The organism is Streptomyces sp. AC627_RSS907 (genome assembly GCF_019049165.1).
Genome location: NZ_JAGMUE010000053.1, coordinates 1 through 13,091 on the forward strand (window position 1 = coordinate 1; position 13,091 = coordinate 13,091).

General features: G+C 72.2%; 13 protein-coding genes. All 13 read right to left on the reverse strand.

The window, feature by feature from the left end; genetic code table 11:
* Nucleotides 1–695: prenyltransferase/squalene oxidase repeat-containing protein (locus tag KUM32_RS14690; RefSeq protein ID WP_302185146.1), on the reverse strand; the 695-nt coding region annotated here is incomplete at its 3' end.
* A 111-nt stretch (nucleotides 696–806) separates the two neighbouring features.
* Complete coding sequence (locus KUM32_RS14695; RefSeq protein ID WP_217142392.1) at nucleotides 807–1,871, reverse strand: polyprenyl synthetase family protein; 1,065 nt, start codon at nucleotides 1,869–1,871, stop codon at nucleotides 807–809.
* 68 nt (nucleotides 1,872–1,939) lie between these two features.
* Complete coding sequence (gene hpnE / locus KUM32_RS14700) at nucleotides 1,940–3,376, reverse strand: hydroxysqualene dehydroxylase HpnE (RefSeq protein ID WP_217142312.1); 1,437 nt, start codon at nucleotides 3,374–3,376, stop codon at nucleotides 1,940–1,942.
* On the reverse strand, nucleotides 3,373–3,531 hold the full coding sequence (locus KUM32_RS43465; protein WP_254405567.1) for a DUF6380 family protein: 159 nt from the start codon (nucleotides 3,529–3,531) through the stop codon (nucleotides 3,373–3,375). Before KUM32_RS43465 ends, hpnE begins: the two co-directional genes overlap by 4 nt.
* On the reverse strand, nucleotides 3,531–4,481 hold the full coding sequence (gene hpnD, locus KUM32_RS14705) for a presqualene diphosphate synthase HpnD (protein WP_217142313.1): 951 nt from the start codon (nucleotides 4,479–4,481) through the stop codon (nucleotides 3,531–3,533). Before hpnD ends, KUM32_RS43465 begins: the two co-directional genes overlap by 1 nt.
* Nucleotides 4,478–5,380, reverse strand: coding sequence for a squalene synthase HpnC (hpnC, locus tag KUM32_RS14710; protein WP_217142314.1), 903 nt, complete (start codon nucleotides 5,378–5,380; stop codon nucleotides 4,478–4,480). Before hpnC ends, hpnD begins: the two co-directional genes overlap by 4 nt.
* A gap of 358 nt (nucleotides 5,381–5,738) precedes the next feature.
* Nucleotides 5,739–6,524: an ABC transporter ATP-binding protein gene (locus KUM32_RS14715; protein ID WP_217142315.1), complete on the reverse strand. Its 786-nt coding sequence runs from the start codon at nucleotides 6,522–6,524 to the stop codon at nucleotides 5,739–5,741.
* Nucleotides 6,517–7,446: an ABC transporter permease gene (locus KUM32_RS14720; RefSeq protein ID WP_217142316.1), complete on the reverse strand. Its 930-nt coding sequence runs from the start codon at nucleotides 7,444–7,446 to the stop codon at nucleotides 6,517–6,519. The genes KUM32_RS14715 and KUM32_RS14720 overlap by 8 nt, the downstream gene beginning before the upstream one ends.
* A 109-nt stretch (nucleotides 7,447–7,555) precedes the next feature.
* On the reverse strand, nucleotides 7,556–8,428 hold the full coding sequence (locus KUM32_RS14725; RefSeq protein WP_217142317.1) for a glycosyltransferase family 2 protein: 873 nt from the start codon (nucleotides 8,426–8,428) through the stop codon (nucleotides 7,556–7,558).
* 8 nt (nucleotides 8,429–8,436) lie between these two features.
* The gene (locus KUM32_RS14730; RefSeq protein ID WP_217142318.1) at nucleotides 8,437–9,216 is read right to left on the reverse strand and encodes a CDP-alcohol phosphatidyltransferase family protein; all 780 of its coding nucleotides are present in this window, start codon (nucleotides 9,214–9,216) and stop codon (nucleotides 8,437–8,439) included.
* Nucleotides 9,194–10,255 (reverse strand): iron-containing alcohol dehydrogenase family protein, encoded by a 1,062-nt coding sequence (locus KUM32_RS14735; protein ID WP_217142319.1) that lies wholly within the window; start codon nucleotides 10,253–10,255, stop codon nucleotides 9,194–9,196. Before KUM32_RS14735 ends, KUM32_RS14730 begins: the two co-directional genes overlap by 23 nt.
* Nucleotides 10,243–10,995 carry a sugar phosphate nucleotidyltransferase gene (locus KUM32_RS14740; RefSeq protein ID WP_217142320.1) on the reverse strand — a complete coding sequence of 251 codons (753 nt, stop codon included), beginning with the start codon at nucleotides 10,993–10,995 and terminating at the stop codon, nucleotides 10,243–10,245. Before KUM32_RS14740 ends, KUM32_RS14735 begins: the two co-directional genes overlap by 13 nt.
* The gene (locus KUM32_RS14745; RefSeq protein ID WP_217142321.1) at nucleotides 10,992–12,854 is read right to left on the reverse strand and encodes a DUF5941 domain-containing protein; all 1,863 of its coding nucleotides are present in this window, start codon (nucleotides 12,852–12,854) and stop codon (nucleotides 10,992–10,994) included. The genes KUM32_RS14740 and KUM32_RS14745 overlap by 4 nt, the downstream gene beginning before the upstream one ends.
* Nucleotides 12,855–13,091: the final 237 nt, after the last annotated feature.

Sequence of the window (13,091 nt, forward strand, 5' to 3'; positions counted from 1 at the left end):
GGGCGGGGGCGGGCCGGGTCGATGTGCAGCTCGTCGAGCGGGAAGGGTGCGGGGCGCACCGGCCGCTTCGCCGAGACGATGGTCAGCGGCACGATGGTCTGCCGGGCCCAGCAGCCGAAGTCGTAGATGTTGAGCGGTACCCAGGTGGGGAAGTAGATGAGCTCGGGCGGCAGTTCGGGCAGGTCGTCCCACTTCCACCAGCCGAACAGGGCGAGCCAGATCCGGGTGAAGACGCGGGAGGCGGCGATGCCGCCCCGGGCCCTGATCCACTCCGAGGCCTTCGCCATGTGGGGCGCGTCGGGCGCGTCGCCGGCCAGCCGGAGGGCGACGTAGGCCTCGATGGTGGTGGACAGTTCTCCGGGGCCGCCGTAGAAGGTGGCCCAGGTGCCGTCCTCGCGCTGCTCGCCGCGGATGAAGAGGGCGGCGGCCCGTGTGGTCTCCTCGTCCAGGATGCCCAGGAACTGGCGGAGGAGCAGGTCCTCGGCGTCCATCGTGACGTTCGTCTCGAGGTCGCCCTTCCACCAGCCCTGGGCGTCCTGCCGGGAGAGCAGGAAGTCGGTGGCGCGCCGGGTGGCGCGTGCGGCGGCTTCTGGTACCCCGGCCGCCGCGGCGGGGATGGTGATGTCGGTTTCGCTGGCCGCGGCTGCGAGGGGCTCGAGGGTGGCCCCGGTGCTTCCGTCGGTCGTCGCTGTCATGGCTTCCCCTTCGTGCAGTGTGCAAGTGGTGCGTCTGCTGTGGGTCCGCCGTCGGCCGGTGCCAGGTGGCACCGGCCGGCGACTACGCGAGGGCTATTCGACCGATAGTGATCATCTCTTTCGTACGACGACGAAGTCCGCGAGTGCCGTGAAACGGTCCCGCACCTGGTCGGGCATGTCCACGGCGTCGAGGGCCTCGATGGCGATGGTGTACTGACGACGTGCCTCGTCGGCGGTCCAGTCGCGGCCGCCCGCCTCCTCGATGAGGGCGGCACGGGCCGCGAACTCCTCCTCGGAGAAGTGCTCGACGTCACTGCTCTTGGCGTCGGCGGTGAGGATCTCGCCCAGCCGTTCGGAGGCGGAGCCGCCCGCCGCGAGCGCGGCCACGACCGGGAGGGACTTCTTGCGCTGGCGCAGGTCGCTCCAGGTCTGCTTGCCGGTGGCCTCCGGGTCGCCCCAGATGCCGAGGAGGTCGTCGACGGCCTGGAAGGCCAGGCCGAGGTGGTAGCCGAACTTCTCCAGCGTGTCGGCGGTGTACTCGTCGGCACCGCCGAGGACCGCGCCGATGGAGCTGGCGGAGGCGAGCAGCGCGCCGGTCTTGTTGCCCTCCATCTCCAGGCACTCCTCGACGCTGACGCGGTCGCGGTGCTCGTAGGAGATGTCCTGCGCCTGTCCGTCGATCAGGGCGCGGGTGGCGCTGGTCAGGCGGCGGGTGGCGCGGCCGGCCTCGACGGTGCCCAGCTCGAGCAGGACCTCGCCCGCGAGGGCGAACAGGGCGTCGCCGACCAGGATGGCCTGGGCGGGCCCGTGCACCTTCCAGACGGTGTCGCGGTGGCGGCGTTGCTCGTCGCCGTCCATCAGGTCGTCGTGCAGGAGGGAGAAGTTGTGCACCAGTTCCACGGCCACCGCGCCGGGTACGCCGACCTCGGGCGCGGCACCCGTGACCTCGGCGGAGAGCACCGCCAGCGCGGGGCGGACGGCCTTGCCGCCGTCGCCGTCCGCGGGCCTGCCCTGGGCGTCGATCCAGCCGAAGTGGTAGGCGGCGACGGTGTCCATGGGAGGCGCCAGACGGTCTACCGCCGCCCGCAGCACCGGCGTGGCCAGGGTCCGGCCGCGCTCCAGGAGCGCGGTCACGTCCACCGTGGTCCGTCGATCGGCTTTCGGGGCCGGGGGCACAGTGGGCACAGTCTCTCCTCCAGTTGCGGTGCCGGGAGTGCGGGGGCCGGTCCCGCGCGGATCGGTTCTCACGCGGCCTCCTCGAAGAAGTCGGGGAGGAGGCCGCGCGACCGGCCCAGGGCACCGAGCGCGGCGCCCGCCGCCCCGACACCGCTGCGGACCGCACTCTCCATGGTCGCGGGCCACCCGGTGGCGGTCCACGCTCCGGCCAGGTACAGGCCGGGGGCCTTGGTGCGGGCGCCGGGCCTGAGCCGGCCGACGCCGGGGGCGGGAGCGAAGGTCGCCGTACGCTCCCTGGTCACGAAGAAGTCCTTCACCTCGGCATCCCGGGTACGGGGCAGCAACCGCTCCAGTTCGGGGAGGTACCGCTCGCGCAACGCGGCCACGGGCTCGTCGATCTCGTCCTGTGCCGTCGACTGCGACAGCGCCAGGTACTGGCCGTCCCGCAGCCCGGAGGCCTCGGTACGGTCGAACACCCATTGCACGGGGGTGCCGAGGGCCGTGAGGAACGGTGTGGCGAGCACCTTGCGGTCGTAGACGACGTGGACGTTGAGGATCGGCGCGGTGCCGATCTCCAGAAGGTTCCCGGGGGTGTCGAGGGCGCCCGGGGGGAGCAGGTCGTGCGCCTCGCGCTGCGGTACGGCGAGGACGACCGCGTCCGCCTCCAGCGTCTCGTCGGGAACCTGGACGCTCCAGCCGCCGTTCTCCTTCACACGGACGGAGGTGACGCGTGTACGGACCTCGGTACGGACGCCCGCGGAGTCGAGCGCCCTGCGGGCCAGCCGGTCGTGCAGTTCGCCCAGCGGGACGCGGGCCCATCCGATGTCGGCCGCGCCCGGGTCGGACAGCAGGCCGGTCTTGAACACCATCGCGGCGAGCCCCAGGGAGGCGTCGCCCGCGGCGGCGTTGAGGGTGGCGACCCCGACCAGGTCCCACAGGGCCTCCACGGCGCGCGCCGACTGGCCGTGCGCGGCCAGCCAGCTGCCGAAGTCCTGGGTGTCCAGGGCCGGATCGGCGAGGTCGAGCCCCTTGAGCGCCAGCGCGGCACGCCCGACCCTGGCGCGGTCGGCGAGCGAGAGATGCGGGTACGTCGCCAGGCTGCGCCCCAGGTGCAGGGGCACGGGCAGGGCGTCGCGCCGCAGTCTGCCGAGCCGCCGCCCCTCGGGCCGGGCCAGGTCGACGACGGGCACGTCGAGACGTTCCTGCACGGGAGCGAGCGCCGTTCCCCCGATGCGCTCGAGGAACCAGCGGTAGGCGGTGCAGCAGCGCAGGTACACGTGCTGGCCGTTGTCGACCGTGAGGTCGCCGCGCTGGAAGGAGAAGGCGAGCCCGCCCAGGCGCGGCCGGCCTTCGAGCAGGGTGACGCGCACCCCGGCGTCGGCGAGCGCGAGCGCGGCGGTGACACCGGCGAGTCCGCCGCCGACCACGACGGCGTGCCCGCCGGGGCGGACGGCGGAGACGTCCGCGAGCTGCCCGCCGTCACGCGTGCCGTTGCCGTGGGTCATGGTGCGCCCTTCCCTGTCCGGTCGCCGTGGTGCCCGTCGTGCTCGAACGGCGTACGGCCGACCGTCTCAGTCAGGGACGCCGCGCGCCACCGGAGGGTTGCCCGCCGTCGTCCGCCGGTGACGTCACCTCGGGCCGGGGTGCCGGGTGCCGTCATCAGACGCGCCTCCTGACGGCCCGCCGGGTCACGTGCCGGGCGTCCAGCCCGGACAGGCCGCGCACGGCGACGTACGCCTTCTCGCGCCCGGGCAGTGAGACGCGCCCGCGCAGCACGGCCTCGGGGTCGCGCTCGATGCGGTCCAGGAGGCGGCGGTAGATGCCGGCCATGGCGGCCACGCAGGCTCCGCTGCGCCGGTCGAGCATCGGGAGCAGCCGGTAGCCCTCGGCGAAGAGGGCGCGGGCCCGGCGCACTTCGAAGTGCACGAGGCCCGCGAAGTCGGAGCCCTCGGGTGGGGTCGGTCCCGCGAACCCGGCCGAGCAGCCGAACTTGGCCAGGTCGTCGGCGGGCAGGTAGGTGCGCCCGCCCTCGGCGTCCTCCCGGACGTCCCGGAGGATGTTGGTGAGCTGGAGCGCGAGCCCGAGCGTGTCGGCGTACTCGGCGGCGCGTTCGGTGCCGCGCGCCCCCGGCTCCGTACCGAAGACGCCGAGCGAGAGGCGTCCGATGGCGCCCGCCACACACCGGCAGTAGACCTTCAGGTCGTCCCAGGTCTCGTAGGTCTCGCCGCGCAGGTCCATCTGGACGCCGTCGATCAGCTCGTCCAGCCCGCCCAGGGGGATGGGGAAGGCACGCGCGGCGTGGGCGAGGGCGACGGCGACCGGGTCGGTGTCGTCCTCGTCGACCGCTCCCTCCTGGATGCGCGCGAGTACGGCCCGGGTCTCCTCCAGCCGGGCGACCTTGACATCGTCCGCCAGCGGCCCGTCGCCGATGTCGTCGACGCGGCGCGAGAACGCGTACAGCGCCGACATCGCCCGTCGCTTGGGTGTCGGCAGCAGTCTGATGCCGTAGGCGAAGTTGCGGGCCTGCTGCCCGGTGACGGTCTCGCAGTAGCTGTAGGCGGCGAGTACCGGTGCCGACGCGTGCGCTGACGACTCCACGGTCCCGATCACCCCTCTCCTCGCAGGGTCACGCCCACCTCGCGCAGCAACTGCGCCTTGCCGGGCTTGGGCGGGCCGGGAAGTACGTCGTACTGAGCTGCGGCGATCGCCCGGAGGGCCGCCCTTCCCCCCGCCACGAACCCCGCGAGCAGCAGTCGCAGCCTGCCGTGGACGCTACCCACGAGGGGGGCGCCTTCATCCAGGAGATCACTGGCGCGTTGTGCTTCGTAGGCGACCAGGGCGCGCACCGACGCGCCGGCGCTCTTCGCGGCGAGGTCCGACTCCTGGACGTGGAAGCGCTTCAGGTCCTCGGCGGGCAGGTAGACGCGGTCCCGGCCCAGGTCCTCGGCGACGTCCTGGAGGTGCTCGATGATCTGGAGGGCGGTGCAGATCGCGTCGGAGCGGCGGATCCGCTCGGGCGTCGAGGTGCCGGTGACGGCGAGGACCAGGCGGCCGACCGGGTTGGCGGACAGCTCGCAGTAGGCGAGGAGGTCGTCGTAGGTCTCGTAGCGGCGGACCAGCTGGTCCTGGCGGTTGGCGGCGATCAGCCCCAGGAAGGGCCCGGGGGTGAGCGAGCGGCGGCGCACGGTGGGCTGCAGGCGGCGCAGCAGGGGATGGCGCGGTGTCCCGTCGAAGACCCTGCGCAGGTCCTCCTCGAAGGCGTCCAGCATCAGCAGCCGGTCGCCGGCCCGGTCGCCGGGGACGCCGAGGAGGCGGGCGTCGGCGCCGCCGGGGGCGAGGTCGCCGTCGCCGATGTCGTCGACGAGGCGGGCGAAGCCGTACAGGGCCATGAGGTCGGTGCGCCAGTCGCGGGGCAGGAAGAAGGGGGCCACGGGGAAGTTCTCACCCGCGGCCTTGTCGAGGGTGCCGCGCTCCGGGGCGACGGCGTGTGCCGTGTCGGTGGCCGTCATCGCGGGCTGCCCTGGGCGGCGACGGCGCACGCTTCGCGGAGCTGGGGAGTTTCCGTAGCCATTGCCGTCACATCTCCCGTTCTACACTGCCGACCCAATACACACTATTTCGGACACGCCGCCCTACCGCCCGCGCGACGGGCCCGGTCGAGGGTGTCGGGCATTATCGCCCCATGTGCCGCGTTTCGGGACCGGTACAGCTTACGTTGTACAGCTCACGGCGTACCGACGGGGTCCTCCGCGCATCACGAGAACACATCGATCGGCTTCAAGATTCCCGTGAAACCCAGGAGTTGACGCTTCCTTTGCGGACGCGGGCCCCTCCGGACCGGTTCCGGCGGGGTCCCGGCGTGTCGCGCTACCTGCCCGTGAACTTCTCGTACTCCTTGAGCACCTCGTCGGTCGGGCCGTCCATGCGCAGCTCGCCGCGTTCCAGCCACAGGACGCGGTTGCAGGTGTCGCGGATGGACTTGTTGTTGTGGCTGACCAGGAAGACGGTGCCGGCCTCCTCGCGCAGCTCCCGGATGCGCTCCTCGGAGCGTGTCTGGAACTTGCGGTCACCGGTGGCCAGCGCCTCGTCGATCATCAGGACGTCGTGGTCCTTGGCGGCAGCGATGGAGAACCGCAGGCGGGCGGCCATGCCGGAGGAGTAGGTGCGCATCGGCAGGGTGATGAAGTCGCCCTTCTCGTTGATGCCCGAGAAGTCGACGATGTCCTGGTAGCGCTCCTTGATCTGCTCGCGGGTCATGCCCATGGCGAGCCCGCCCAGGATGACGTTCCGCTCGCCGGTCAGGTCGTTCATCAGGGCCGCGTTCACCCCGAGGAGGGAGGGCTGGCCGTCGGTGTAGACCTTGCCGCGCTCGGCGGGCAGCAGGCCGGCGATGGCCCGCAGCAGGGTGGACTTGCCGGATCCGTTGGAACCGATCAGTCCGATGGCCTCGCCCCGGTAGGCGGTGAAGGAGACGCCCCGCACGGCGTGCACCTTGCGCACGCCCCGCGCCGCGTCGTCGGAACCCCTCCTGAGCATGCGGCTCAGGGCCGCGGTCGCGCTGCCCCTGCCGGTCCTGGCGCCGTTGACGCGGTAGACGATGTGCAGCCCGTCCGCGATGACCGTCGGCACCCGCTCGCCCTGCTGTTCAGCCACGGCCGTACCTCTCCTCCGCCTTCCAGAAGTACACGAAGCCGCCCGCGGCGAACAGCACGCCCCAGAAGAGTCCGGCCGCCCACACGTGCGGCGGCAGGTACTCGGAGCCGTACCCGTCGATCAGGGCGAAGCGCATCAGATCCATGTAGACGGCTGCCGGGTTCCACTGGAGCACGTCGGTGATCCAGGCCGCCTTGCCCTCCAGCATGATCGGGATGGAGAACATGACGCCCGACGCGTACATCCAGGTCCGCATGATGAACGGCATCAGCTGGGCCAGGTCCGGCGTCTTCGCTCCCATCCGGGCCACGATCAGCGCGAGACCGGTGTTGAAGAGGAACTGCAGGGCGAGCGCCGGGATCACCAGCAGCCAGGACAGGGCGGGGTAGCTGCCGGTGGCCATCACCACCGCGACGAGCACGATCATCGAGTACAACAGCTGCTGGAGCTGCTGGAGCGAGAAGGAGATCGGCAGCGAGGCGCGTGGGAAGTGCAGCGCGCGCACCAGGCCGAGGTTGCCGGAGATCGCGCGCACGCCCGCCATCGCCGAGGACTGCGTGAAGGCGAAGACGAAGACGCCGGTCACCAGGAACGGGATGTAGACGTCCTTCTCCATGCCCCGGCCCGCGTCCAGGATCAGGCCGAAGATCGTGTAGTAGACGAGCGCGTTCAGCAGCGGGGTGGCCACCTGCCACAGCTGGCCGAGTCTGGCCTGGCTGTACTGGGCGGTCAGCTTCGCCTGCGAGAAGGCGAGGATGAAGTGGCGCCGTCCCCAGAGCTGACGGACGTACTCCACGAGCGACGGCCTGGCACCGCTCACGGACAGCCCGTACTTGGCGGCGAGCCGCGCCGCCGTGAGGCCCTCGTCGGGCGACACGGGCTTGGTCATGGCGACCGCGCCGTCGTGCGTTGTCTCACTCACCAGTGGATACTTTCGTCTTTCGTCCATGCCGGACCGGTACCGGCCCGGCATGAGCCTGTCGGCCTCGGGTGGACCCGCAGGAGGCCGGATGCCCTCGGGTACGAGCTTGTCAGATCACGGGAGGGCGGCCCAGCCGGGTCAGCCGCCACACCGTACGCCACTTCATCGGCCGGCGAGGACCGCACGGGCTGGTCCAGCCCTCCCGGAACCCGCCGAACCAGGCCTTCAGGGCCGGCCGCGAGGGGCGGCGCAGCAGCGTGAGCAGCATCCAGACCCCGAGGTAGACCGGGACGAGGAGCGCGGGCAGGTTGCGGCGGGCGAGCCAGACGCGGTTGCGGGCGACCATGCGGTGGTAGACCGCGTGCCGCGAGGGCGCGGTCGTGGGGTGGTTCAGCACCATGTCGGACCGGTAGTCGATCATCCAGCCCGCGTCGAGGGCCCGCCAGGCCAGGTCGGTCTCCTCGTGGGCGTAGAAGAACGCGTCCGGCAGGCCGCCGACCTGCGCGAGCACGCGGGTGCGCACGGCGTTGGCGCCGCCGAGGAAGGTGGTCACCCGGGAGGAGCGCATCGGGTCGGAGGCGCGCAGCCGCGGGACGTGCCGGCGCTGGGTCGCGCCGGTGTCCGGGTCGGCGATGCGGAAGCTGATGATGCCGAGCTCCGGATCGTCCGTGAACGCCTTGCGGCACAGCTCGGCGGTGTCGGTGCGGGCGAGCAGGCCGTCGTCGTCGAGGAAGAGCAGGATGTCGACGTCGGTGCCGCCGGGCCCGAAGGCCTCGATGCCGACGTTGCGCCCGCCGGGGATGCCCAGGTTCTCGGGCAGCTCGACGGTGCGCACGCCCTCGGGCACCTCCGGTACGGGCGAGCCGTTGCCGACCACGACCACCTCGACCCGGTCGCCGTCCTGCCTCGCGACCGAGTCGAGCAGGGCGCGCAGCTCGTCAGGGCGGTTGCCCATGGTGATGACGACCGCGCCGACCTTCATGGCCCCGCTCACTTCAGCCTGCTGGAGGCGAGGACGGAGACCAGGTGCAGCAGGGTCTGCAGGAGCGCGATACCGGCGAGTACGGCGGTGCCGAGCCGGGTGAAGAAGAGGTCGCCCCGGCTCTCGTCGACGATCGCGAGGACGAGGATCAGCAGGGACGCCTCGATGCCGAGGATCAGCCGGTGGAACTTGAGCGCCCCGGCGGCCCGGCGGGCCAGGGCCATGCCCGAGGAGCGCGGCTCGGACGCGGCCTCCTGGACCGGCGGCATTCCGGCCTGGTGCCGGGCCACGCCCACGAGGTCCGTCTCGGCCTTGATCAGGATGGCTCCGAGGGCGGCCAGGGTCCCGAGGAAGGCCCACAGCCAGTCGATCCGCCCGGTGCCCCACAGGTCGGCGGCGCGCAGGCCGAGGCCGACCAGGACCGCGGCGTCGGTCAGGTAGGCGCCGACCCGGTCCAGGTAGACGCCGCCGAGCGAGTACTGCTTCTTCCAGCGCGCGACCTCACCGTCGACGCAGTCCAGCAGGAGGTACAGCTGGACCGCCACGACGCCGAGCACGGCGCCCGTGATGCCCGGCACCAGCAGCGCCGGGGCCGCCAGGACGCCGCAGACGGTCATCAGGTACGTGAGCTGGTTGGGCGTGATCCTGGTGTTCACCAGGTAGCGGTCGATCCGCAGCGAGACCTCGCGCATGTAGAGGCGTCCCGCCCAGTGCTCACCGCTGCGCCGGTCCTTGACCCCCGCGGGGTGGACGACCGGACGTAGTTCAGCTACCGATGGCCTTGACATAGTCGGCGTACAAGTCCTTGATCTGGTCGGTATTGAGGTCGAGGTGCTCGAGGATCGTGTAGCGGCCGGGCCGCGTCTGCGGGGCGAACTCCACGGCCCGGAAGAACTCCTCCGGGGTGAAACCGATCTCCTCCGGCAGCACCGGCAGCCCGTGCCGGCGCAGGACCCCGGCCATGTGGGCCGACTCCTCGTGCGCACCGCGCAGGTACATCGCGAAGGCCGCGCCGAGGCCGCACTGCTCGCCGTGGGCGGCCGCGCGCTGCGGGAAGAGCAGGTCGAAGGCGTGGTTGATCTCGTGGCAGGCGCCGGAGGACGGCCGCGAGTCGCCGGAGACCGACATGGCGATGCCGCTGAGCACCAGCGCCTCGGCCAGCACCTGGAGGAACTCGTTGTCCCCGATGCCGCCCGGGTGCCGGAGCACGGCCTCGCCCGCCTGGCGGGCCATGGCGGCGGCCAGGCCGTCGATGCGCTCGCCCTTGACCCGGTTGGCCAGCTCCCAGTCCGCGATCGCCGAGACGTTGGAGACGGCGTCGCCGATGCCGGCCCGCACGAAGCGCGCCGGTGCCGCGCGGATGACGTCCAGGTCGATGACGACGGCGATCGGGTTCGGGACGCCGTAGGAGCCGCGGCCCGCGTCGTTGTCGAGGGTGGCGACCGGGGAGCACAGGCCGTCGTGCGCGAGGTTCGTGGGCACGGCGACCAGCGGCAGGCCGACGCGCGCCGCGGCGAACTTGGCACAGTCGATGATCTTGCCACCGCCGAGGCCGACGACCGCGTCGTAGTGGCCGCCCTTCATGGCGCCGGCCAGCTTGATCGCGTCGTCCAGGGTGCCGCCGCCGACCTCGTACCAGTCGGCGCCGGGCAGGGACGGGGCGACGCGCTCGCGCAGCCGGGCGCCCGAGCCGCCGCTGACGGCGACGGCGAGCTTGCCCGAGTGGGAGATGCGCTCGTCGGCGAGCACACACCCGAGGTCGTCGAGGGCACCCGGGCGGATGTCCACGACGACCGGCGACGGGATGAGCCTCGTCAGTACTGGCACGCGATCTCCCTGCCCTTGGCGAGGTCGTCGTGGTTGTCGATCTCGACCCACTTGACGTCGCCGATCGGCGCCACGTCGACCTTGAAGCCGCGGTCGACGAGCTCCTGGTAGCCGTCCTCGTAGTACAGCTGCGGGTCCCGCTCGAAGGTCGTCCTCAGGGCGTCGGCCAGCTCGGCGGCGGCCTCGCCCTCGATGAGGGTGACGCCGATGTACTCGCCGGTCGCCTCGGCCGGGTCCATCAGCTTGGTGATGCGCTGGACACCCTTGTCGGGGTCGACGACGACCTTCATCTCCTCCTCGGCGAGGTTCTTCACCGTGTCGAGGGCGAGGATGATCTTCTTGTCGCCGCCGCGGGCGGCGAGCAGGGTCTTCTCGACGGAGACCGGGTGCACGGTGTCACCGTTGGCGAGGATCACGCCGTCCTTGAGGGCGTCACGGCCGCACCACAGGGAGTAGGCGTTGTTCCACTCCTCGGCCTTGTCGTTGTCGATGAGGGTGAGCTTGACGCCGTACTTCCGCTCCAGCGCCTCCTTGCGGTCGTACACGGCCTCCTTGCGGTAGCCGACGATGATCCCGACCTCGGTCAGGCCGACCTCGGCGAAGTTCGCCAGGGTCAGGTCCAGCACCGTGATGCTGTCCTCCGCTCCCTCGGGGCCGACCGGGACCAGTGCCTTGGGCAGGGTGTCGGTGTAGGGGCGCAGACGGCGTCCGGCGCCGGCCGCCAGCACGAGGCCGATCATGCGGGTTCTCCTTCGTCGTGTACGGCGGGTGCGCCGACCTTGTGGGCGGCGACCCAGAAGCGGATGCTCTCCACGAGCACCACGAGAGCCACGGCCACGGCGAGGACCGTGAGCGCGACCTTGAACTGTGTGGCGGTGAGCAGCACCGCCAGCACGGCGATCACCAGCGTGCGGCCCTCGTGCCCCCCGACCGTCCGCACCAGCCACTGCGGCGGCGCGCCCGCGCCGCCGCGGATGCGGTAGACCGTGTCGTAGTGATGGTAGGCGACCGCGGACACCAGCCCGAAAGCCGCCGGAAGCGCCCCGTTCACGTCCGCTTTCGCCGCCAGTGCGAGGACGGTGCCGTACTCGGCGGCCCTGAAGAACGGCGGGACCAGCCAGTCGAGGGCGCCCTTGAGGGGGCGGGCGACGGCGAGGGCGGACGTCAGGACGTAGACGATCGCGCCGGCCACGGTCCAGGGGCCGCCGAAGTCGGTCAGCGCGGCCGCCGCGACGACGGCGAGGCCGCCGAGGAGGGCGACGACGGGGGCGGTGAAGCCGGGCAGCTTGCGGGCGGCCCTTCCGAAGCCCTTTGCGGCGGTCTCGGCGAGCGGGCCTGAGTCCGCCAGGTCGGCCAGCGCCTTCGCCGCCCGGTCGGTGCGCGTGGCCCGGCGGGTCAGCGAGCGCAGCACCCGGCCCGCCGTGGTGTACGTCGCGGCGAACGCGCAGCCGATCAGCAGCGCGTAGAAGGTGGTCCGGGGCGTGGTGAGGGCGGTCAGGACGGCGATCATGGCCCAGCGTTCACCGATGGGCAGGACGATCATGCGGCGCACCCAGACCGTCCAGCCGACGCTGTCCAGCTTGTCGGAGAGGGCGGCGGTGGGGCTGGTGTTGGCGGTGGCGGCCGTGCTGTCGGCGTTCGCCTCGTTGAACGAGAAGTCGACGACGTGCCGGCAGGTCTGCAGGACCATCGCGCCGAGGGCGAGGGCCCACACGTCGTCGCCGCCGCGGGCGGCTCCGAGGGCGAGGCCCGCGTAGTAGGCGTACTCCTTGGCGCGGTCGAAGGTGGCGTCCAGCCAGGCGCCGAGGGTGGAGTACTGGAGGGAGTAGCGGGCGAGCTGCCCGTCGGTGCAGTCGAGGACGAAGGAGGCGATGAGCAGGACGCCGGCGGCGACGAAGCCTCCGCGGGTGCCGGTGGCCGCGCAGCCCGCCGCTATGAGCGCGGTGAGCAGCGAGGCGGTGGTGACCTGGTTGGGGGTCAGACCCCGGCGCGCGCACCAGCGGGCGATGTAGCGGGAGTAGGGGCTGATGAAGAAGGTGGTGACGAACCCGTCGCGGGCCTTCACCGCCGACTTCAGGCGTACGGCCTCGTCGTCGACGGCGGCGACGGCCTGGCGTGCCTCGTTGCGGGCCTGCGGGTCGGCGGGGACGGCGGCGACGAGGCTGCCGAGCTCGGGCCGGTGCACGTCGGCGCCGTCGGCGTCGAGGGCGGCGGTGATCCGGTCGGCGAGGCTGTCGGCGTCCTCCACACCCGGCTCCGCTCGCTCGGGGGCACCCTCCCGCGCCGTACCGCCGCCCGCGGAGTTCTCGCGGGCCACCGCGCGGGTCAGGGCCTGCCGGGCGTCCGGCTGGGCCGTCACGGCGCCCGGGATCGCGGCGAGCGGGAAGCGGGGGTCGGTGAGGCCGAGGCGCAGGGCGTGCGGATGACCGACGAAGCGGGCGTCGACCACGGCGACCCGCTCACCGGCCGGCACCCGGGCCAGGAGCGTCTCGGTGTCGTCGGTACCGGAGGCGAGGCGGACGTCGAAGCCCAGGGACCGCAGCTCGCTCTCGATCGACGAACCGGGGACCGGCTGACCGGTGAGGATGGCGGTCGGCAACCGAACTCACTCCCTGGGTGCCGGCGCCTGGGGCGCCGGGCCTGTACATGGTGGAGCGCCCGTGCCTGAGGCACCCGGGCGACATGTCGGCAGAGGCTATCGGATGCCTGGAACGCCGCGTTCACCGCCCGTTTCACGGTCGGTCCCCGCCGCTTGCACCCGCCTTTGCCGCGATCATCATCGTGGATCCGGGGCCCGCCCCACAAACCGCGCTCGCAGACCCGGGCATCGCGGACA

Bases quoted from the DNA above. Each gene is read 5' to 3' on its own strand.
- hpnE (WP_217142312.1), bottom strand. From the start codon at position 3,376: ATGACCCACGGCAACGGCACGCGTGACGGCGGGCAGCTCGCGGACGTC.
- KUM32_RS14740 (WP_217142320.1), bottom strand. From the start codon at position 10,995: ATGATCGGCCTCGTGCTGGCGGCCGGCGCCGGACGCCGTCTGCGCCCC.
- KUM32_RS43465 (WP_254405567.1), bottom strand. From the start codon at position 3,531: ATGACGGCACCCGGCACCCCGGCCCGAGGTGACGTCACCGGCGGACGA.
- KUM32_RS14730 (WP_217142318.1), bottom strand. From the start codon at position 9,216: ATGTCAAGGCCATCGGTAGCTGAACTACGTCCGGTCGTCCACCCCGCG.
- hpnC (WP_217142314.1), bottom strand. From the start codon at position 5,380: ATGACGGCCACCGACACGGCACACGCCGTCGCCCCGGAGCGCGGCACC.
- KUM32_RS14725 (WP_217142317.1), bottom strand. From the start codon at position 8,428: ATGAAGGTCGGCGCGGTCGTCATCACCATGGGCAACCGCCCTGACGAG.